The organism is Clostridium sp. C2-6-12 (assembly GCF_009928485.1).
Taxonomy (GTDB): Bacteria; Bacillota; Clostridia; order Clostridiales; family Clostridiaceae; genus Clostridium.
On record NZ_JAABNP010000005.1, the window covers coordinates 205,797 to 225,778 of the forward strand.

Here is a 19,982-nt window from a genome sequence, read left to right on the forward strand (position 1 = left end):
TTTATAAATAATATGAGTTGAAATTATTCATTTGTAAAAGACTGAATAAGAAAATAAGTTAAATATAAGCAAAACTAAATTGGTAGCAAAATTAGTTTTGCTTATTTATTTTTATTTTTCAAGCAGAATAATAAATTCTTTTCTAAATTGCTTAGGAGAAATTTTTTTATATGCTTTGAAGAGTTTTATAAAATAGCTTGTAGTACTAAAGCCCACAGCATTAGAAAGTTCTGTTATATTCATAGTAGTAGAAACTAGTAACTTTTCTGCCTCCATAATTCTCACATAATTAACATATTCATTAAAACTCATCCGCATATGACGATTAAAACTTCTAGAAAAATAGCTGGAACTCATATTACATAGAGAAGCCATATGTGTTGCTTTTATATCTTCATTGAAGTGTTCTAAAATATAATCTAACGAAGGTTGTAAACGTCTTATTAAATCTAAGTCGGTGAGATCAGACTGCATAAATTCTGAGCTTGTCTCATGAAAATAACGTAAAATCCATAAAAATATTCTGCCAATGTGATTTTGTATAGCTAGTTCATATCCAAATGCTTCAGCTTTAAATTCCTCAGTAATTTCGTAAAGCAGCTCAGGTATAAAGGTAGAACTAATAACATCGGCTTTAATAACTTTTTGATGATTAGAAGTTTCTAGGATGAATGGAAGTACATATTTTAAATGCAAATGGTTATTAAACATATTGCTATAAATAACTTCTGGTTCAAAGCGAAGGACAATATATTTTCCACCTTCTTCATAATAAGAGTTTATTTGGTGTATTTCTTTAGAATTGATTAAAACTAAATCTCCTTTAGTAAATTTGTGATATTTTCCGTTTAAGATTACTTCATAGGTGCCTGAGATTCCATATAATATTTCTATATAATTATGATAATGAGCAGGCCAGATGTTTCCAGCATGAGATACAAATTGAGTATGGCACAAATAATTATAGGAGACGCCATTCACTACTACTTTCTTTTCTTCTAGATAGTTCATTTATAACTCCTTTATGACAAAATATTTATATTTTTTAATAGAAAAATTATATCATATTCCATTTCTCTGCTCTATAATAATTTTATTATGCTAGTTGGAGGTAGATTTGATGAACAAAGAAAAAGTGGGAGTTCCATTAAAAGGTTTTGCTGAGTTTAGTAGAAAAGTTGCAGCAGAAGGCGCAGTGCTTTTAAAAAATGAAGGACAAAATCTTCCTATTAGTAAAGGTGAGGGTATTTCTATTTTTGGAAGAACTCAGATTAATTATTATAGAAGTGGTACAGGCTCAGGAGGCAGTGTAGTTGTAGAATATACAACAAATCTTTTAGATAGTCTTAGAAGTAAGAAAGATATAACGGTTAATGAGGAATTAGCTAATACATATGAAAAATGGGTTGAGGAAAATCCATTTGACAATGGAGGTGGAGGCTGGGCGGCTGAACCATGGCATCAAAAGGAAATGCCTTTAACTGACGAATTAGTAGAGGATGCTAGAAAAAGGTCACTTAAAGCGATAGTTGTAATTGGGCGTACTGCTGGGGAGGATAAAGATAATAGTGAGGCTGAAGGAAGCTATCAATTGACTTCAGAGGAAAAGGAAATGCTTAGGTTAGTAACTAAGTATTTTGAGAATGTAACAGTTGTGTTAAATGTATCAAATATTATTGACATGAACTGGATAAATGATGAAAGTTATATAAATCCTATTAAGAGCGTAATATATGTATGGCAAGGAGGAATGGAAGGTGGTAATGGGGCTGCTGATGTTCTTGTAGGTGATGTGACACCAAGTGGAAAATTAACAGATACTATTGCATATTCTATTAATGATTACCCATCAACAATTAATTATGGTGGAGAGATAAAGAATTATTATGAGGAGGATATTTACGTAGGTTATCGTTATTTTGAAACTTTTTGCCCTGAGAAGGTTCAATTTGAGTTTGGATATGGTTTATCTTATACAGAATTTGAAATAAAACCTCAAGAAGGAAAAATTGTTACAAAAGATGGTGAAAAATATTTTGAAATAGAAGTTGAAGTAAAAAACATTGGTACAGATTATCCGGGAAAAGAAGTAGTTCAGATTTATTATGAAGCACCACAAGGTAAATTAGGTAAACCAGCAAGAGTATTAGGTGCATTTTGTAAAACAAAATTGCTAATGCCAGGAGAAAGTGAAACTTTTACAATAAGTTTTCCTATTAATAATATGGCATCTTATGATGATGGAGGTTATACAGGTAATCCTTCTTGTTATGTTCTAGAAGGTGGAGAATATAATTTTTATGTTGGAAACAGCGTAAAAAGAGCTGTCAAAGTTAAAGTTGAAGGCAAAGATAGTTACTTTAATGGTGAGCTTCAAGTAGTTGAAAAGTTAGAAGAAGCATTAGCTCCAACTGAAGATTTTAAAAGAATGAAACCAGGTATTAAGAATGAACAAGGAGTTTATGAAATAACTTATGTGGAAGTTCCTAAGCAAAAAATTTCTTTAAGAGAGCGTATTGAAAAAAATCTTCCGAAGGCAATAGATCAAACTGGAGATAAAGGGTATAAACTTAAAGATGTATATGATAAAAAAATAAGCATGGAGACATTTATTGCTCAGCTCACAGATGAACAATTGGCTACAATTGTTAGAGGGGAAGGTATGAGCAGTCCGTGGGTTACACCTGGAACTGCCTCAGCTTTTGGAGGTGTAAGCGATGGTTTATTTAATTATGGAATTCCTATAGCTTGTACAGCTGATGGTCCATCAGGTATTCGTATGGAAACAGGACTTAAGGCTACTCAGCTTCCAATTGGAACACTCCTTGCTGCTACTTGGGATGTGAATTTAATAGAGGAACTCTATGTAATGGAAGGTCAAGAATTATTAGGAAATAACATAGATGCTCTTTTAGGGCCAGGAGTAAATATTAGAAGAAGCCCATTAAATGGCCGTAATTTTGAATATTTTTCAGAGGATCCATTTATAACAGGTGTTTTTGCAGCAGCGCAAGTAAAGGGGATTATGAAGGGTGGTTCAAATGGGACTCTTAAGCATTTTGCTTGCAATAATCAAGAAAAAGCCCGTTCTTTTGTTGATGCAGTTGTTTCTGAAAGAGCAGTTAGGGAAATATATTTAAAGGGATTTGAAATGGCAGTTAAGCAAGGTGGAGCTAACTCGATAATGACAGCATATAATCCTATTAATGGTCATTGGTCAGCTTCTAATTATGATTTAAACACAACTATTCTACGTGCAGAATGGGGCTTTAAAGGTATAGTTATGACAGATTGGTGGGCAAAGATGAATGACACAATTAAAGGAGGGGCTGCAGACAGAAAGAATACAGCTGCTATGGTCCGTGCTCAAAACGATTTATATATGGTTGTTAATAACTATGGGGCTGAAGTTAATTCTTCAAATGATAATATAATGGAGTTTTTGGAAAAGGGATTATTAACTCGAGGAGAATTGCAACGCTGTGCTATGAATATTTGTGATTTCTTAATGCATGCTCCAGTATTCTTTGGAAATCAAGAATTTGAAGAAGTTATAGAACTGTTTGAAGCTGATAGAAATATTTCATCAGAAAAATTACAGGAGCTAGCTAAATCTTCGAAAGTTAAAGCTTCATCAGAAGATAGTACTTATATAAAAGTATCAAAAGCAGGCGTTTATAGACTTATTGCTTATGTTAAGTCACCTGGAAGTTTCATGGCTCAAACAGCATGCAACATCATATTAAATGATAAAATAGTGGCTAACATTCAAACTAACGGCACAGAGAATGAATGGGTTAGATATAAATTAGCTAAGATAGAACTTGAAGAAGGGCTGTATGATTTAAAACTTGATTTTATTAAACCAGGTTTAGAAATTGATTTGATAGAGTTTAAACAAGTTTAAATTAGATTTCAGTATGCTGAAGAGGTTATCTCGGATGAGTTTAGTCATTTGAGATAGCCTCTTTTATATATTATGTGATAAAGTTTTTAATACTTTTTTCATTATAAAATACACTCCTTTAGATATCCAGTGTAGCGCTACACTGATTGATTTTGCTTATTCATATAGAGTGTTCTTTCTTAATTTTTGGAAAAAATATAAATATTGACAAACATATCTTACAAATGTAAGATATAGATAAAATATATACGACAAATGTAAGAGGTGTTTAACATGATGGATGAGTTTAAGAAAATTCCAGAAGCAGAGCTGGAGGTAATGAAGATAATATGGAATAATGAAACTCCAATTTCCACAAGCAGAATAAAAGAAATTTGTAAGGAAGAAAAGAAAAATTCTTGGACGGTTTCCACTTTACAAACTCTTTTGAACAGGCTTATTGAAAGAGGTTTTTTGAATACTGAAAAAAGAGGAAAGGAAAGAATTTATTCTCCAAAGATAATGGAGGAAGAATATCTTGAATTTGAAACTAAAATGTTTTTAAAAAAAGTTCATGGAAATTCTTTCCCAAGTCTTATAAATACTTTATATAGAAGTAAAGAAATTAATAAGAATGACATTGAAGAATTATATAAATGGTTTAAAAAGGAGTAAGTGTATATGGGGTGGTTAGAAAATTGTTTTTTAGGAATTTTTAGTGCCAGTTTAAGAATGTCAATTATTATTATAATTTTTCTTTTAGTAAAGAACTTTTTTATTTCAAGATATACAGCTAAATCAAGATATTATTTATGGCTTTTAGTAATTATAGGTTTACTTATGCCTATTAACTTAAGTGATTCACATTCAATATTAAATGTTCCTATAGAACATAGAGTAATTAATACAGAGAACATTAGTAATGATATTCAAGATGGAAATTTAAATGGAAAGGTAACTATTGAAAAGGTAACTGATAGTTCATCAAAAAATGAAAAAAACAATAAAATATCAGCTTTGGAAGTTGCGGCAGTTATTTGGATAATTGGTGCAATTATATATTTATTAATAAACATTATTAAACATTTAATTTTTATTAATTCAATAAAGAGATGGGTATATGAAAATAATGATGAATTATTGATACAATATCTAGAAAAAACAAAAACAGAATTAAATATTAAGGCAGATATTCAATTAAAAAGTTGTAAGATAATTCAAACACCAATGTTAATTGGATTTTTACATCCTAAAATATTAATGCCTTTAAATCCATTTTCAGAAGATGAATTTTACTTTATATTTAAGCATGAACTGACCCATTTCAAACGAAAAGATTTATTATATAAGCTAATAATTTTATTTGCCAATGGAGTTCATTGGTTTAATCCCATTATATATCTGATGAGTAAAGAAATTGCATATGAATGTGAAGTATCTTGTGATGAAGCAATTATGGAATCAGAACCTATAAATAGAAGAAGATTATATGGTGAAATGATTTTAAATACCATGCTGGAAAATGCTAAGAAAAAGTCTGCTTTATCAACTTCTTTCTTTGGAGGTAAGAAAGAAATGAAAAGGCGATTAAAAAGTATTATTGATACAAAAATGAAAAAGAAGGCTAGGGTAGTATTTTTTGTATTAATATTAATTGTACTAGGAGTAACTTTAATATTGAACATTAATGTGAAGAATGAATCAAGTGTTTTGGCTAAAGAAATAGTTGAAGAAAATAATACAGGTGAAAATAGCAAAGCTATATATGAAAATACGCTGCCAACTGAGATGCCTAAATCATATCCGATACAAAAAGCTATGAGTAACAAAGATGTTATTATAATAACTGATAATAAAACAGCAGATGGAGATAAAGTTCCAATTAAGGCTCATATTATTAATTTTGATTCAATTAAGATTTTTAAAGAAAAAATTGATAAGGGTGAAAGGGCTGTATTAAGATTAGTAAAATATATACAACCTAATGAAAGTCGGGAATTACATGAAAATCAGATGCAAACCATAGAGTTTACTGGAAAAGAGTTTTATTATTCGAAATATAATCTAAAAGATAATACGGCTTATAAGACTAATAATAATCAATATGCAGATGATATGATTTTTGAAATATATGATAAATTTAATGTAATTGAAAATGGAAAAGGTATAAATTTAACTTTTACTGAAGAAAAAAATGGTTTTACTATTAATATAGCATCGTTTAATAAAGATAATATAGAAGTAAGTGTAGAAAATAATTTAATAAATTCTGATAATGGGAAGATAGAAAGCGATTTTATCAAAACAATAGAAGATGCTACTTCTGATGAAGGATTTGTTATACAAATGGATGATATTCCTGATTCTTCATTTATATTTCAGAAATAATTATATTATAGTTTTGATTTACTATAAAAAGGTATTAAAATAGTATTATTAAAGCTGTTAATAAGATAAAAATTTTCAAAGGAGACTTATATGTCAAAAATAATGATAATTGAAGATAATCAAAATATAAAGAAAGAGCTAATTGAGTTTCTAATGCGTTATGGTTATGAAGCTTATGCTCCAACGGATTTTGAGAATATTGTAAAAATAGCGCTAAGGGATCAGCCAGATTTGATTTTACTTGATATAAATCTTCCTTATTATGATGGTTATTATATATGCAGAGAAATTAGGAAGGAAAAGAATATACCTATAATAATTGTTACAAGTAGAGATAGTGAAATGGATGAGATCATGAGCATGAATCTTGGTGCAGATGATTTTGTAACCAAGCCTTATAATACACAAATACTGCTTGCTAGAATAGCAGCAGTACTTAGGAGGACAGCAGGAAATAATTCGGTTTTTGAAATTGTTGAGCATAAGGGATTAAAGCTTAATATTACTAGTGGAAGTATAAATTATAATGAAAATAAAGCTGATTTAACTAAAAATGAAATGAAAATATTGCATTGTTTAATGAAAAATAAAGAATGTATAGTGAGTAGAGAAGATTTAATGGATTATTTATGGAATTCAGACCTTTATGTTGATGATAATACATTATCGGTGAATGTGACTAGGCTTAGAAAGAAACTTCAGGAAATAGGGTTTAAAGATGGAATAGAAACAAAGAGGGGATTGGGTTACATATTACTATGAAGATAAAAGATTACTTTCTTTCAAAAGCACCCTATATAATAATGAATTTAATAGTATATTTATTGATTGTAGTTTTAATGAGCATAGCATCAATGCCTCCATTAATATTGTTTATTATTTTCCTGATTTGGTTTTTACCATTGATAATATATATGATAATGGATTTTATATCGAAGAAAAGATTTTATGATGATATTACAGGAATAATCGATAAAATAGATAAAAAATACTTGCTTCCAGAAGTTGTGAAAAGACCTAGTTATTATGAAGGAAAAGTTATATATGATGTATTAAGTGAATGTAATAGAAATATGCATGAGCATGTTAATTTTTATAAAAATCTTCAAAGAGAATATAGAGAATATATTGAAACTTGGGTACATGAAATAAAAACTCCTATATCTTCATCAAGATTAATAATAGAAAATAGTGAAAGCAAAGAAAAAAATGTTTTAAGTGATGAGCTTAGAAAAATTGAAGAATATATAAATCAAGCATTATATTATTCAAGAAGCACAGATGTAAGCAATGATTATATAGTGAAAGAATTTGAAGTGAAGGAAGCGGTTAAGGAGGTAATTAGAAACAATAGGCGTGATTTTATTAATAAGAGAATTTCAGTTGAGGTTGAGGCGGTTTCAGGAAAAGTAATAACTGATTTAAAATGGGTTAAATTTATCATTAATCAAATTATTATCAATGCAATAAAATATAGCAAAGAAAATAGTGGTAATATAAAAATATATACAACAGAAGGTAAAGAAAACATAGTATTAACTATTGAAGACAATGGAATAGGAATTTCTCAAAAAGATGTTAATAGAGTTTTTGACAAAGGATTTACAGGAACTAATGGAAGAAAATATGGTAAATCAACAGGAATAGGCTTATATTTATGTAAAAAGCTTTGTGAAAAATTAGGACTTGGAATATCCTTAAATTCAATAGAAGGTAAAGGCACAAAGGTCAATATAATTTTTCCCATTGGAAATTTCGTTAATTTTAAATAATTTCTATTTTTATACAACTCCTAAATATTATGGGAAATCATACGATAAGAAAAGTAATGATTATTAATTGATGGAGGGGTGAAAATGGATGTTGAGTTTATAAAAAAATTAAATGAAAAAAATCAAAAAGTTACAAGAAAAGCTTTAACTAAAATAATTGCTAAAAATGAAAAGAAAAATTTTCGTACAATTTTAACTATGCAGCAAATAAAAAAAGTAGAGAAGCATTATGATGTTTTTTTGATTGCTGCTAAAATAGCACATGGGGAAAGTGTTAGTAGTGATGAATTAAAATATATACGAGAACATGCACCAGGTTTGCTTGCAGATGCAAGAAAGCAATTTGAAGAAATGATTGGAAAACAAGCTGAAGTTACTGAAAATAAAACGGAAAAATATAGTGAAACTTCAATAAGTAAAGATATTGATTCAGAAGAGATTAATAACTTTGTTTAGTAATTAATATAAGGCAATAGTAAAATTGTATATATTAAATTAAAATATAAGGGTTTAATAAAAGAAAATGGTTGCAATTTATATTGTAAATGATATAATTGATAGTGTAAAAGAAAAGGTTTTTAATAGATAAGTATATTTCTCCTTTTAGAGAATCATATGGATCGAAATTAATCTTTGGAAATTAAAAAAGGAGGAATTTAATAATGGAAGATAGAACTTTAGTATGTAAAGATTGTGGATCTGAATTTGTATTCACAGTTGGAGAACAAGAATTCTACAAAGAAAAAGGTTTTGAAAATGACCCAGTAAGATGTGCTGATTGTAGAAGAGCTAGAAAGCAACAAAATAACAGAAGATAGTTTTAGTTATTTTAAGAGTTATAATGTTTCATTATAACTCTTTTTTGATGTGGAAATTAATTTTTCTCTTCTTCATAAAATTCTATTTAATTATAATAAATTACAAATTATATATGTAGATTTAAATTATAAATATTTTGGTGATATTTACTTTGTTATGAGAAAATTGTAAAATTATACTGAGGAATAAAAAAGAGAAGGAGAGAAGCCATATGGTTAAGACGAAGATCGGAAAAGGAATGTCAAATAATCTAGAACAAGCATTAACAGAAGCTACAAAAGATTTCATCAATCCTAAATTAATAATTTATTATACCAGTAAAGGTCGATTTGAAGAGTTTTCAAAACGATTACATAGTAAATTCCCTAATAGTATATTAATTGGTTCCTCAGCATATAAAGAAATTTGTAAAGAGGGATTAACTAATGGTGCACTACTAGCTATGAGCTTTGAAGAGGGAATAGAGTGTTATGGAGGTGTAATTGAAGAGATTGATAAATATCCAGTAAAGTACATACAAAGACTTCAAAACAGCATTAGTAATTTAAGGGATACTGATAATACAGTATGCTTGGAATTTTGCGTAGGGACAACTAATAGCGAAGAAAAGGTATTATCGACTATGAATTCATTACTACATGTATACAACATATCTTTATTAGGTGGAACTTCAGCAGATGATGGACAATTTCAAACAACTTATGTTGGATTTAATGGAAAGGCATATAGTAATGCATGCGTATATGTTTTAATTAAGAATTTAAGCGGTAAAATATCAATTTATCAAGAAAACATATTTAAAAAGACGGAACATGAATTTATAGCTACTAATGTAAATCCAAGGACAAGAACAGTTTATGAACTTGATGATAAGCCGTGTGCAGAAGTAATGGCAAAGTGTTTAAATGTTCCAGTTAATAAGCTTCAAGATAAATTTTCAACACATCCATTAGGAAGAGTGGTTGGAGATGATTTATTCATTTCAGCAAATAAAAATGTAATAGATAATAAAGCGGTTTCACATTATAGTAGAATATATAAAAATTCTAAAATAGTTTTACTTGAGCCAGATGATTATAGAAAAGTATTAAAGTCTACTATTTCTAAAATTAAAAAGGATTTTAATCATATATCATGTGCTCTTGTTATACATTGTGTTGCAAGAACTATGTTTTTTGAACAAGAAGGCTTTGCAGATACTTTTGCTAAAGAAATGGGGCAAATAGGTCCATATATAGGTTTTGCCTGTCATGGAGAACAAATGAATGAGCATCATTTTAATCAAACTATGGTAGTTGGTGTTTTTGAATAAATAATAAGAGGGGTATGTTATGTTTGGAGTATTTAAAAAAAATAAAGATAATAATAAATTAAATAACATAGAAAGTATTAAGCCAGAAATAAAATCAAATGATGGTATTGATGAAAATAAATATGTTACATATAGCTTGAGTTATTTACAAGAAAGAATGTCCAACCTTATGGATAGTGAAATTACAATATCAAAAGCTGTAAATGATGTTTCAAAAACATTTAATCATGTCTCTAAAAGTATAAGCAATATAGGTGATGTGTTAGAGAATTTTAATAGTAATTTTAATGATTTTGCAGTGACTTCAAATGATATAGGAAAAGCAACAGAAACATCCATGAAATCTTTGGATAATGCTAATGATATGATGAGTGAATTGAAGAATAAAATGAATAATATTGAAAAAAGCATGGATCAGTTTGCAAGTGTATTTGATATTTTAAAATCATCATTTAAGGATATCAGCAATTTGTCAGAAAATATCAGTGAAATAGCTAATGAAACAAATCTTCTAGCTTTAAATGCAAATATTGAGGCTGCTAGGGCAGGTGAGGCAGGAAGAGGGTTTGCAGTTGTTGCTGATGAAGTAAGAAAACTTGCAGATTCAACTAAAGAACTAGTAGATGGTATAAATAGAAAAATGGATGAAATGAATGGAAATGTTGAAAATTTATCAGTTTCTTTAGAAGATTCAAAATTAGCATTAAGAGACGGTGTTAATTCAACAGAAAAGACTCAAGAAGCTTTTTCAGATATTTATAGTTCATCAGATGATGTAAAGAAAAAAACTGGAGAAATTAATAATTCTATTAATACTGCTCAAAAAGGAATTAAGGAAATAACAAATGATATAAATGAAATAATTACTTCATCAAAAAATGTAAGTAATGAAATAGATGATTTAAATAGTCAATCATCTAAAAAATCAGTTATTTTTTCAGATGTTGTAAACTTTCTAGAACAACTAGATAATATATTTGTAGAAAAGGTAGGCAAACAATAAAGCATTAATAAACTAAACTAAAATAAATTTAGAGATATTTATGAAGGAATACTAACTTAAATAATTAATTACTCAATATTTTTTTGTAAAATAAAAGTGGTGTGAGCCACTTTTGTTTTATAAAAAAATTTCAGTTGTGAGAGGGTAAGAAGTATTTAAAAGCATATAAAAATTTTTGGGACTTGGATTACATTTTTTTATGTTACTTGATTGTTACGATAATGATATGGTGTACAGCCGATAGTTTTTAAGAATAATCTGTTATAGTAGCTAATATTATTAAAACCAGATAAATTAGCTACTTCACCTATCTTTTTATCTGTATCAAGAAGAAGATGGCAGCTTTGTAGTATGCGATAACGCATAAGATATTGTATAGGAGTTACTTTCATAGTTTGCTTAAACATACGGCAAAATTGACCTTCACTCATTGGAATAAGAGCTGCTAGTTCTGCTAATGTAATCTCATAGGAATAATTATCATGAATAAATTGTAGAACAGGTTTTAAACGTTCCATGTTAAATAAATCTGTATCATTAAGTTCATTTTTAATAGGAGCATTTTGATAGAATAAATCCCAAACGGCAAAAATATGACTTTTAATAGATAGCTCATAAGTGTCAAAATCATTTTCTGGGTAATTGTTTATTTCAAGAAGGTGTTGCATAATTTTGGATTGCCATAAGCTTGAAGTATTATTTGATTCTTGTTTTTTTATAATTTCAGAAAAAGTAAGATTACCATTTAATATTGGAAGTATATATTTTCTGCCAAAGCGTGAATTAAGATTTTCCTGTAAAAACTGATATGAAAAATCAATAGCAAAAAAACTACATTGCTCATCAGTTGCAGCTTTTGCTGAATGATAAAAATTTGAATTGATAAAAACATAATCTCCTGAATTTAAAAGATATTCATTTTGTTCTATTGTAAAGTAAACGCTACCTTCTGTAATAACTAATATTTCAAATTCCTTATGCCAGTGAAGATAGAAGATAATGTCCGTACCCTTTGGATAAGTAAGTTTATGAATTGCTATAGGTAATTCAGCAGTACCATGATTAATTTTTTCTTCAAAATTTCTGTCTTGTTTCATAAATAAATTTCTCCAATCAAAAAAATAATTCTTCATAAAAAATAAAAATATACAGAAAAAATAGAATGTATCAAAATAGTATTAAAAGTAGTTATAATAGTTAAAGATTATATATTTAAATATCAATATAATAACATATGAACAGGTGAGAGTAAATGAATTAGGTTATTACTAAAAAATTTCTTTCTATAAAAAAATAATAAAAGACTATTACTTTTTGATAAAGTAATTGGAAGGAGATAATTATGAAAGTAGCAGATGGTTTTTGGTTAAGTAAGAAAGGTTATGAAGTAAATTATGCATCTCAGCCTTATGAAGTAGAAACAACAAAGAATTCAATTAAGGTTTTAGCAACTCCATATGTTGTGCAAAATCGTGGAATGACACTTGGTGGGCCGAATCTTGAGATAACGTATTCATCAACTTCTGAAAATATAATTAAGGTTAATATAACACATTTTAGTGGTGGACTAGATAATGTTCCTCATTTTGAATTAAATGAAGATACTGGATATACACCTACTATTAATGAAACAGAAGATTACGTCGAATTGATTTCAGGAGATACTAAAGTTGTAATTAATAAAGGAAATGATTGGAGTGTTCAATATTATTATAAAAACAAACACCTTACTGGTGGGACATGGAGAGCTACTACTTATATAAAAGAAAGTCAATTTGCAGCTAATGCAAGAATGGCAGCTCAAGAAGATGATCAGTTCTTTAATTATCCACAAGATCCTAATACATCATATCTTAGAGAACAATTAAAAACAGATATTGGTGAATGTATTTATGGTTTTGGTGAGAAGTTCACTCCATTTGTCAAAAATGGACAAACAGTTGAGATATGGAATAATGATGGTGGTACTTGCTCTGATCAAAGCTATAAGAATATTCCATTCTATATTTCATCTAAGAGTTATGGTGTATTTGTAAATAGTACAGATAAGGTATCCTTTGAGGTTATGTCAGATACAGTATCTAAGGTAACATTTGCAGTCCCAGGAGAAGAATTAGAGTATTTTATAATTGGCGGAGAAAATTTAGAAGAGGTAATAAAGAATTATACTACATTAACTGGTAAACCTGCATTACCACCAGCATATTCTTTTGGACTATGGTTATCAACTTCTTTTACAACTAATTATGATGAAGAAACAGTAAACTCATTTATTGATGGAATGGCTGAGAGAGATATTCCGCTACAAGTATTCCATTTTGATTGTTTCTGGATGAAAGAATATGAATGGTGTAATTTTGAATGGGATAAGAGACAATTCCCAGATCCTCAAGCTATGCTTAAGAGACTTCATGATAAAGGTTTAGAAATTTGTGTGTGGATAAATTCATATGTAGGTCAACGTTCAAAGTTATTTAATATAGGTAAGGAAAAAGGATATTTCATTAAAAATCTTGATGGAAGTGTATTCCAAACTGATTTCTGGCAACCAGGTATGGCTATAGTTGATTTTACAAATCCAGAAGCTTGTGATTGGTTTAAGGGTCTGTTAAAAGAATTATTTAAGATGGGTGTTAACAATATAAAGACAGATTTTGGTGAAAGAATTCCAACAAAATGTGTTTATCACAATGGTATGGACCCAATTAAGATGCACAATTATTATACTTACCTTTATAATAAATGTGTATTTGAAGCTTTAGAAGAATACTTTGGAAAAGATAAGGCTTGTTTATTTGCAAGAAGTGCAACAGTTGGTGGACAAAAGTTCCCAGTACACTGGGGGGGAGACTGCTATGCAGAATATTCAGCAATGGCTGAAACTGTACGTGGTGGGCTTTCACTTTGTTCTTCAGGATTTGGTTTCTTCAGTCATGATATTGGTGGATTTGAAGCAACAGCTCCAGCAGATGTATATAAGAGATGGTGTGCCTTTGGTTTAATGTCAACACATAGCCGTTTACATGGATCAACATCTTATAGAGTGCCATGGACTTTTGATGAAGAAGCTTGTGATGTTCTTCGCTTCTATACAAAACTAAAAGGTAGAATGATGCCATATCTTTGGTCTCAAGCAATTAAGACACATGAAGTTGGTGTTCCAATGATGCGTTCAATGGTTATAGCTTTTTCTAATGATACAGCATGTAAATACCTTGACCAACAATATATGCTAGGAGACAATTTATTAATAGCACCAATAATGAATGAAGAAGGCTTAGCTGAATTCTATGTACCTGAAGGAACATGGTATGATATTGTTACTAATGATACTTATGAAGGTGGAAGATACTATCAAAGAAAATGTAACTATTATGAAATGCCAATTCTTGCAAGACCAAATTCAATTGTAACTTACGGTGAATTTGCAAATAACAATGTGGTATACGATTATCTTCAAAATGCAGAAGTAACTATTTATAGTTTAGAAGATGGTAAGATAGCTACAGCTCCAATCTATGATAGTGAAGGAAATAAACTTATAGATATTACAGCTACAAGAAGAGGAAATGTAATTGATGTAACATATGAAGCAGTTAATAAGAACTTTAAGATAGTTATTGCAGGTACTGATAAGCGTGTTGAAGCAGCTGCTGGAAGTACAAGTTTACAAATCAATTTATAATATTTGAGTATATATATCAAGAGGTTAAGTATACTTCAATGAAAAATTAAAAAACTTTTAGTGTAAAAATATTAATGTAGTTTATAGGAAAAGTATTAATATTAAAATAAAGGGTTATTACAATATTGTTTATAAAATATTGTGATAACCCTTTATTTTTATTTAGATTAGATTTTCAGGAAGCCATGGTTCCAATATTTCATATGGTATTTTTATGCCAGGTATGCAATCTCCAAGGATAACATTAGGTTTTAGTTTTCCGTGATAATCACTTCCGCCAGACGCATAAAGGTTATGTTCTGTGCAGTAATTAAGTAAATCATAGGTTCTATCAATAGTATGGAGGGAATGATAGCATTCAAGTCCATCAAGTGCATTTAAAGAGACTATTGAATTTAAAAATTCTTTAAGATCATCAGCAAAATATACATATAAGTGGGCAAGGAAGGACTTACCCCCTGCTTTTCTTATGATAGCTGCAATTTCTTCAACTGTTGGATAGTTTTTTGTTTGATCAAGAAAAAATGGACTTTCTTCATTATTAACACAGGTTCTATAAAAGGCATTAAGATTTTCCCATATCTCTTTGGTAAAGTGTTGTTCATTTTCAGGATATCTTCGAATATCAGCATGCATTAGCTGAGTAGCAAAATATTTGCTTTTATTTATTGAAAGATTATCACTATATTTTATATTAAGGTTCTTGCAGACAGCCTTAAGTCTTTTTAGATAATCATTTTCTCTATCGAGAAATTTTTCATCTGAAATAATTCCTAATGAATTTATAGTTTCAAGATCTATACCATATCCTAACACTTCAATAGGCTTTCCGTTATGAACAACAGAAAATTCACAGCCAGGAATAATCTTTCCATTATAATAATCCTCTATTTGAACATTTTTTAATTTTTCATAGGCACCAATTGAGTCGTGATCTGTAATAGCTATATATTTCATACCGCAGTTCTGTGCCTTAATAAGTATATCCTCTGGTTCATCTGAACCATCAGATGAAGTTGTATGTATATGTAAATCAATCATTTTAACACCACCAAGTTTATATTATAAAGTTAATTTTATACCAATTTGTAAATAATGAAAAGCAATAAGGTTATCTATTTTATTTTAGTAATGGGAGAAAAACAAGTATTGTAAAGCAATTTTAAATTTTACGTGGATATTTGACAAAAACTTTGATTATTATAAAATTGTTATAAGAAAGGGGATAACAATAATGAAAAAAACTCGAAAGATATTAAGTATATTGTTAGTGTTAGTATTATCACTAGCTTTAATTTCATGTGAGAAAGCTACTAAAGCTAGTAATATAAAAATTCATTATATAGATGTTGGACAAGGAGATTGTGAATTAATTCAAATTGAAGATAAAAATATTCTTATAGATGCAGGTACCTCAGATAAAAAGGCTTTGGATTATCTTAAATCTATAGGAATAAAAAAAATAGATTATGCAATTGCAACCCATCCACATGAAGACCACATTGGCAGTATGGATGATGTTATTAAAACTTTTGATATTGGGGCATTTTATTCACCTAAAGTAACTGCAAATACTAAAACCTTTGAAAACATGGTAAAAGCTTTAAAAGCAAAAGATTTAAAGATGACAGTGCCAAAAGTTGGAGAAGAAATTAAAATAGGAAATGCTACATTAACGTTTTTAGCACCTAATAATGACAAATACGAAGATATAAACAATTATTCAATAGTAGTAAAGTTAAATTACGGAAGTAATTCATTTATATTTATGGGGGATGCAGAAGATATAAGTGAAGGTGAAATATTAAAAAAACAATTAGATATTAAAGCTGATGTTCTTAAGGTTGGTCATCATGGAAGTCATTCTTCAACGACTCAAGAATTTTTAGATAAAGTGAATCCTAAATATGCAGTAATAAGCTGTGAAAAAGGGAACGATTATGGACATCCTCACAAGGAGACTTTAACTAAACTCAATAGTAAAAACATTAATGTATTTAGAACAGATTTAAATGGGACTATAATAGCTGAAAGTGATGGTAAAGAAATATCTTTTAATGTGAAACCAATTGATAAATCATCGAATGTATCAGGAATACCAAAGAAAAAATAACATTTATATATAGACAGTAGTAGAGTGAAATGCTACTGTTTTTTATATACTTTCATTTATAAATTTTTACCTTACAAATTTGTAAGAGAATTGAAATGTAATTCAATATGAGAAATAGATATAAGGGGTTAAAATTTAGTTGTCGGGTTAAGTAATAACCACATGAGGAATCAGGAGGAAAAGTTATGGAAAATATATTAAATGTTAAAAATGTAGAAAAATACTATGGTAATAAAGAAAATGTTACAAAGGCACTTGATAATATAAGCTTTAAAGTAGAAAAAGGAGAATTTGTTGGAATAATGGGACCATCAGGAAGTGGGAAAACTACTCTTTTAAATTGTATTTCAACAATTGATAATGTAACAACTGGAGCTATTGAAATTGATACAGATGATATTACAAGATTAAAGAGCAGAAAATTAGAAAAATTCAGGAGAGATAAATTGGGATTTATTTTCCAAGACTTTAATTTGTTAGATACACTAACAGCTTATGAGAATATTGCCTTAGCATTAACTATAGGTGGAAAAAGGGGCAATGAAGTTGATGAGTTAGTAAAAAAGTCAGCTAAAAGTTTAGATATTGAAGGTGTTTTAGATAAATATCCTTATCAAATGTCTGGTGGTCAAAAGCAAAGAGTGGCAGCTGCTAGAGCAATAGTTAATAATCCAAAGCTTATTTTGGCAGATGAGCCTACAGGAGCTTTAGATTCAAAATCGGCTAAGTTACTTTTAAATTCTATTGAAAAATTAAATGATGAATTAGAAGCAACTATTTTAATGGTAACTCATGATGCTTTTACTGCAAGCTATGCACATAGAATATTATTTATAAAAGACGGTAAGATCTTCAATGAATTAATCAGAGGAGAAGATTCAAGAAAAGAATTTTTTAATAAGATAATTGATATTGTTACTTTACTTGGAGGTGACTCAAAAGATGTTTTCTAAAATGGCATTAAATAATGTTAAGAAAAGTTTTAAGGACTATACTATTTATTTTTTAACTTTAACATTTGCAGTATGCATATTTTATAGCTTTAACTCAATTGATTCACAAGCTGTAATGGCTGATATGAATAAAGGTCAAACTGAATATGTTAAAGTTATGTCTCAGATGATTTCAGTAATATCTATTGGAGTTTCAGTTATTTTAGGAGCACTAATAATATATGCAACAAAATTCTTAATTAATAAAAGAAAAAAAGAATTCGGTATTTATATGATTTTAGGCATGAGCAAAAGGAGAATGTCAAGGATTTTATTTTATGAAACTTTATACATAGGGATAATATCCCTAGTAGCAGGACTTTTACTTGGAATGTTATTTGCTCAAGTATTATCAATATTTACAGCAAAGCTTTTTGCAATGCAGATGACTAAATATAGTTTTGTTATTTCAACTAGTGCATTATTAAAGACCATTTTATATTTCGGAATAATGTATTTACTAGTTATGATATTTAATGTTGTAATTGTTTCAAGATATAAGTTGATAGATTTATTGTGTGCAAGCAGAAAAAATGAAAGAGTAAAAACAAAAAATGCTTATTTATCAGCATTTATATTAACACTTTCAATGATTATATTAGGATGTGCGTATTATTTAGTTAATAAAGCAGGATTAGATTTTTATGATAATAGATTTAGAGCATCTATTGCACTTGGAATTATAGGAACAGCACTTTTCTTCTATGGAATTGCAGCAGTTGTATTTTATATATTAAAAAAGAATAATAAAGTATATTTAAATGGATTGAATATTTTTAGTATGAGACAAATTTCAAGTAAGTTTAATACTAACTTTATTTCTATGACAATAATTTGTTTAATGTTATTTGTAACTATAGGAACCCTATCAACAGGTTTAAGTGTGAAAAACTCTCTTGAAGGCAATTTAGAAAATCAAACACCCTTTGATGCCTCTGTGCAGTCCTTTGATAAAAAACATAATGTTATTTCTCCAATTGATGCTTTAAAAAAAGCAGGATATGATATAGAAAGCACTTCAAATTATGCAGTAATTAACCAGTATGAAAATAATACAAGTAGTGCAGAGCTATTAAGAAAGTATGCTGTAACTGATGATGATAAACAAAAATTAAATTTACAGCTTTTTGAAAAAATGAACATGTTTAAATTATCAGAATATAATGAAACGAGAAAATTAAAAGGTGAAGCAGCAATAGAATTAAAAAATAATGAGGTATTAATTGCATCTAATTATGAGCCATTAAAGAAAATTTTAAATTCATTTTTGGAAAAGGAAGATTCCATAAAAATAGATGGTAAAGAATTTAAAATAAAAGAAAAGAAAATCCAAACTGAGGCAATAAGCACATCGCCTACAGGTGATATTATGTTTACATTAATTGTACCTGATGAATTAACAAATGGATTGCAAGTAAATCAACAAGTGTTAAACTTAAATTTTTTAAGCAACAATAAAGAGCAGAATAAAAAAGAACTAACAAACATATTAAGTAAATTTACTTTTGAAATCGAGGATTTTAAAAATTTAGAATATATTATACAAGGTTTAACTAGAGAAATGGCATATGATATGAGTAGAGGATTATCTGCAATAATACTGTTCATAGCAGTATATATGGGAATTGTATTTCTTCTTGCAAGTGCAGCTGTTTTAGCTCTTCAACAATTATCACAATGTAATGAATCTATGGAAAGATATAAAGCTTTAAGAAAAATAGGAACAACTAAGAGTATGATTAATAAAAGTATATTTAAGCAAGTTGCAATATTCTTTACATTGCCGCTAGCACTAGCAATAGTTCATTCATATGTTGGAGTTAATGTTGTAAATAATTATATAGTAGCGTTAGGTTCAAGTAATCAATTTAAATCAATTTTAGTAACAGCATTAATAATGGTTATTGTATATGGAGGATATTTGTATGCAACATATGTTGCTTATAGAAATATAGCTAATAACGAATTATAGTGTATAAGTCTTTTGAATAGATAAAAATAATATATCTGTT

The 19,982-nt window shown here is 28.5% G+C and carries 16 protein-coding genes; 13 read left to right on the forward strand and 3 right to left on the reverse strand.

All coding sequences use genetic code 11. The annotated features are described in order from the left end of the window. Nucleotides 1-111: 111 nt before the first annotated feature. Nucleotides 112-1,011, reverse strand: coding sequence for a helix-turn-helix domain-containing protein (locus GXK56_RS06480; RefSeq protein WP_160686377.1), 900 nt, complete (start codon nt 1,009-1,011; stop codon nt 112-114). A 109-nt stretch (nt 1,012-1,120) separates the two neighbouring features. Here GXK56_RS06480 and GXK56_RS06485 point away from each other — a divergent pair, with 109 nt between their 5' ends. The 9 genes from GXK56_RS06485 (at nt 1,121) to GXK56_RS06525 (ending at nt 11,180) form a co-directional block, all read left to right on the forward strand. Next, nucleotides 1,121-3,907 carry a glycoside hydrolase family 3 protein gene (locus tag GXK56_RS06485; protein ID WP_160686379.1) on the forward strand — a complete coding sequence of 929 codons (2,787 nt, stop codon included), beginning with the start codon at nt 1,121-1,123 and terminating at the stop codon, nt 3,905-3,907. Between the two features lie 273 nt (nt 3,908-4,180). Continuing rightward, nucleotides 4,181-4,561, forward strand: a complete 381-nt coding sequence (locus tag GXK56_RS06490) for a BlaI/MecI/CopY family transcriptional regulator (RefSeq protein WP_243156030.1) — start codon at nt 4,181-4,183, stop codon at nt 4,559-4,561. Nucleotides 4,562-4,567: 6 nt separating this feature from the next. Beyond that, entirely contained in the window at nt 4,568-6,274 is a 1,707-nt protein-coding gene (locus GXK56_RS06495; RefSeq protein WP_160686381.1) for a M56 family metallopeptidase, read from the forward strand. Between the two features lie 90 nt (nt 6,275-6,364). Next, nucleotides 6,365-7,036, forward strand: a complete 672-nt coding sequence (locus GXK56_RS06500) for a response regulator transcription factor (RefSeq protein WP_160686383.1) — start codon at nt 6,365-6,367, stop codon at nt 7,034-7,036. Then, the gene (locus GXK56_RS06505; protein WP_160686385.1) at nt 7,033-8,046 is read left to right on the forward strand and encodes a sensor histidine kinase; all 1,014 of its coding nucleotides are present in this window, start codon (nt 7,033-7,035) and stop codon (nt 8,044-8,046) included. Before GXK56_RS06500 ends, GXK56_RS06505 begins: the two co-directional genes overlap by 4 nt. Before the next feature lie 84 nt (nt 8,047-8,130). Then, nucleotides 8,131-8,502 (forward strand): hypothetical protein, encoded by a 372-nt coding sequence (locus tag GXK56_RS06510; RefSeq protein WP_160686387.1) that lies wholly within the window; start codon nt 8,131-8,133, stop codon nt 8,500-8,502. Nucleotides 8,503-8,708: 206 nt separating this feature from the next. Continuing rightward, nucleotides 8,709-8,864: a zinc-ribbon domain-containing protein gene (locus tag GXK56_RS06515; RefSeq protein ID WP_160686389.1), complete on the forward strand. Its 156-nt coding sequence runs from the start codon at nt 8,709-8,711 to the stop codon at nt 8,862-8,864. 212 nt (nt 8,865-9,076) lie between these two features. Then, on the forward strand, nt 9,077-10,177 hold the full coding sequence (locus GXK56_RS06520; protein ID WP_160686391.1) for an FIST N-terminal domain-containing protein: 1,101 nt from the start codon (nt 9,077-9,079) through the stop codon (nt 10,175-10,177). Between the two features lie 19 nt (nt 10,178-10,196). After that, complete coding sequence (locus GXK56_RS06525) at nt 10,197-11,180, forward strand: methyl-accepting chemotaxis protein (RefSeq protein ID WP_160686393.1); 984 nt, start codon at nt 10,197-10,199, stop codon at nt 11,178-11,180. Between the two features lie 197 nt (nt 11,181-11,377). On the opposite strand, the gene GXK56_RS06530 is transcribed toward GXK56_RS06525, so the two are convergent. After that, a complete protein-coding gene (locus GXK56_RS06530) occupies nt 11,378-12,277 on the reverse strand; it encodes a helix-turn-helix domain-containing protein (protein ID WP_160686395.1) in 900 nt (299 codons plus the stop codon). A gap of 245 nt (nt 12,278-12,522) precedes the next feature. Here GXK56_RS06530 and yicI point away from each other — a divergent pair, with 245 nt between their 5' ends. Beyond that, on the forward strand, nt 12,523-14,865 hold the full coding sequence (gene yicI, locus GXK56_RS06535; RefSeq protein WP_160686397.1) for an alpha-xylosidase: 2,343 nt from the start codon (nt 12,523-12,525) through the stop codon (nt 14,863-14,865). Nucleotides 14,866-15,027: 162 nt separating this feature from the next. Here the strand turns inward: yicI and GXK56_RS06540 are convergent, their stop codons facing one another. Then, nucleotides 15,028-15,906, reverse strand: coding sequence for a PHP domain-containing protein (locus tag GXK56_RS06540; RefSeq protein ID WP_160686399.1), 879 nt, complete (start codon nt 15,904-15,906; stop codon nt 15,028-15,030). Nucleotides 15,907-16,099: 193 nt separating this feature from the next. Between GXK56_RS06540 and GXK56_RS06545 the strand changes: the two genes are divergently transcribed. From GXK56_RS06545 to GXK56_RS06555, 3 genes are all read left to right on the forward strand, one after another. Continuing rightward, nucleotides 16,100-16,978, forward strand: a complete 879-nt coding sequence (locus GXK56_RS06545; protein ID WP_160686401.1) for a ComEC/Rec2 family competence protein — start codon at nt 16,100-16,102, stop codon at nt 16,976-16,978. Between the two features lie 185 nt (nt 16,979-17,163). Further along, nucleotides 17,164-17,931, forward strand: coding sequence for an ABC transporter ATP-binding protein (locus GXK56_RS06550; RefSeq protein WP_160686403.1), 768 nt, complete (start codon nt 17,164-17,166; stop codon nt 17,929-17,931). Then, a complete protein-coding gene (locus GXK56_RS06555) occupies nt 17,921-19,942 on the forward strand; it encodes an ABC transporter permease (protein ID WP_160686405.1) in 2,022 nt (673 codons plus the stop codon). Before GXK56_RS06550 ends, GXK56_RS06555 begins: the two co-directional genes overlap by 11 nt. Nucleotides 19,943-19,982: the final 40 nt, after the last annotated feature.

What these genes read in the sequence shown, in the direction of transcription:
- GXK56_RS06480 (WP_160686377.1), bottom strand. Translation starts at nt 1,011, where the DNA reads ATGAACTATCTAGAAGAAAAGAAAGTAGTAGTGAATGGCGTCTCCTAT.
- GXK56_RS06485 (WP_160686379.1), top strand. Translation starts at nt 1,121, where the DNA reads ATGAACAAAGAAAAAGTGGGAGTTCCATTAAAAGGTTTTGCTGAGTTT.
- GXK56_RS06490 (WP_243156030.1), top strand. Translation starts at nt 4,181, where the DNA reads ATGATGGATGAGTTTAAGAAAATTCCAGAAGCAGAGCTGGAGGTAATG.
- GXK56_RS06495 (WP_160686381.1), top strand. Translation starts at nt 4,568, where the DNA reads ATGGGGTGGTTAGAAAATTGTTTTTTAGGAATTTTTAGTGCCAGTTTA.
- GXK56_RS06500 (WP_160686383.1), top strand. Translation starts at nt 6,365, where the DNA reads ATGTCAAAAATAATGATAATTGAAGATAATCAAAATATAAAGAAAGAG.
- GXK56_RS06505 (WP_160686385.1), top strand. Translation starts at nt 7,033, where the DNA reads ATGAAGATAAAAGATTACTTTCTTTCAAAAGCACCCTATATAATAATG.
- GXK56_RS06510 (WP_160686387.1), top strand. Translation starts at nt 8,131, where the DNA reads ATGGATGTTGAGTTTATAAAAAAATTAAATGAAAAAAATCAAAAAGTT.
- GXK56_RS06515 (WP_160686389.1), top strand. Translation starts at nt 8,709, where the DNA reads ATGGAAGATAGAACTTTAGTATGTAAAGATTGTGGATCTGAATTTGTA.
- GXK56_RS06520 (WP_160686391.1), top strand. Translation starts at nt 9,077, where the DNA reads ATGGTTAAGACGAAGATCGGAAAAGGAATGTCAAATAATCTAGAACAA.
- GXK56_RS06525 (WP_160686393.1), top strand. Translation starts at nt 10,197, where the DNA reads ATGTTTGGAGTATTTAAAAAAAATAAAGATAATAATAAATTAAATAAC.
- GXK56_RS06530 (WP_160686395.1), bottom strand. Translation starts at nt 12,277, where the DNA reads ATGAAACAAGACAGAAATTTTGAAGAAAAAATTAATCATGGTACTGCT.
- yicI (WP_160686397.1), top strand. Translation starts at nt 12,523, where the DNA reads ATGAAAGTAGCAGATGGTTTTTGGTTAAGTAAGAAAGGTTATGAAGTA.
- GXK56_RS06540 (WP_160686399.1), bottom strand. Translation starts at nt 15,906, where the DNA reads ATGATTGATTTACATATACATACAACTTCATCTGATGGTTCAGATGAA.
- GXK56_RS06545 (WP_160686401.1), top strand. Translation starts at nt 16,100, where the DNA reads ATGAAAAAAACTCGAAAGATATTAAGTATATTGTTAGTGTTAGTATTA.
- GXK56_RS06550 (WP_160686403.1), top strand. Translation starts at nt 17,164, where the DNA reads ATGGAAAATATATTAAATGTTAAAAATGTAGAAAAATACTATGGTAAT.
- GXK56_RS06555 (WP_160686405.1), top strand. Translation starts at nt 17,921, where the DNA reads ATGTTTTCTAAAATGGCATTAAATAATGTTAAGAAAAGTTTTAAGGAC.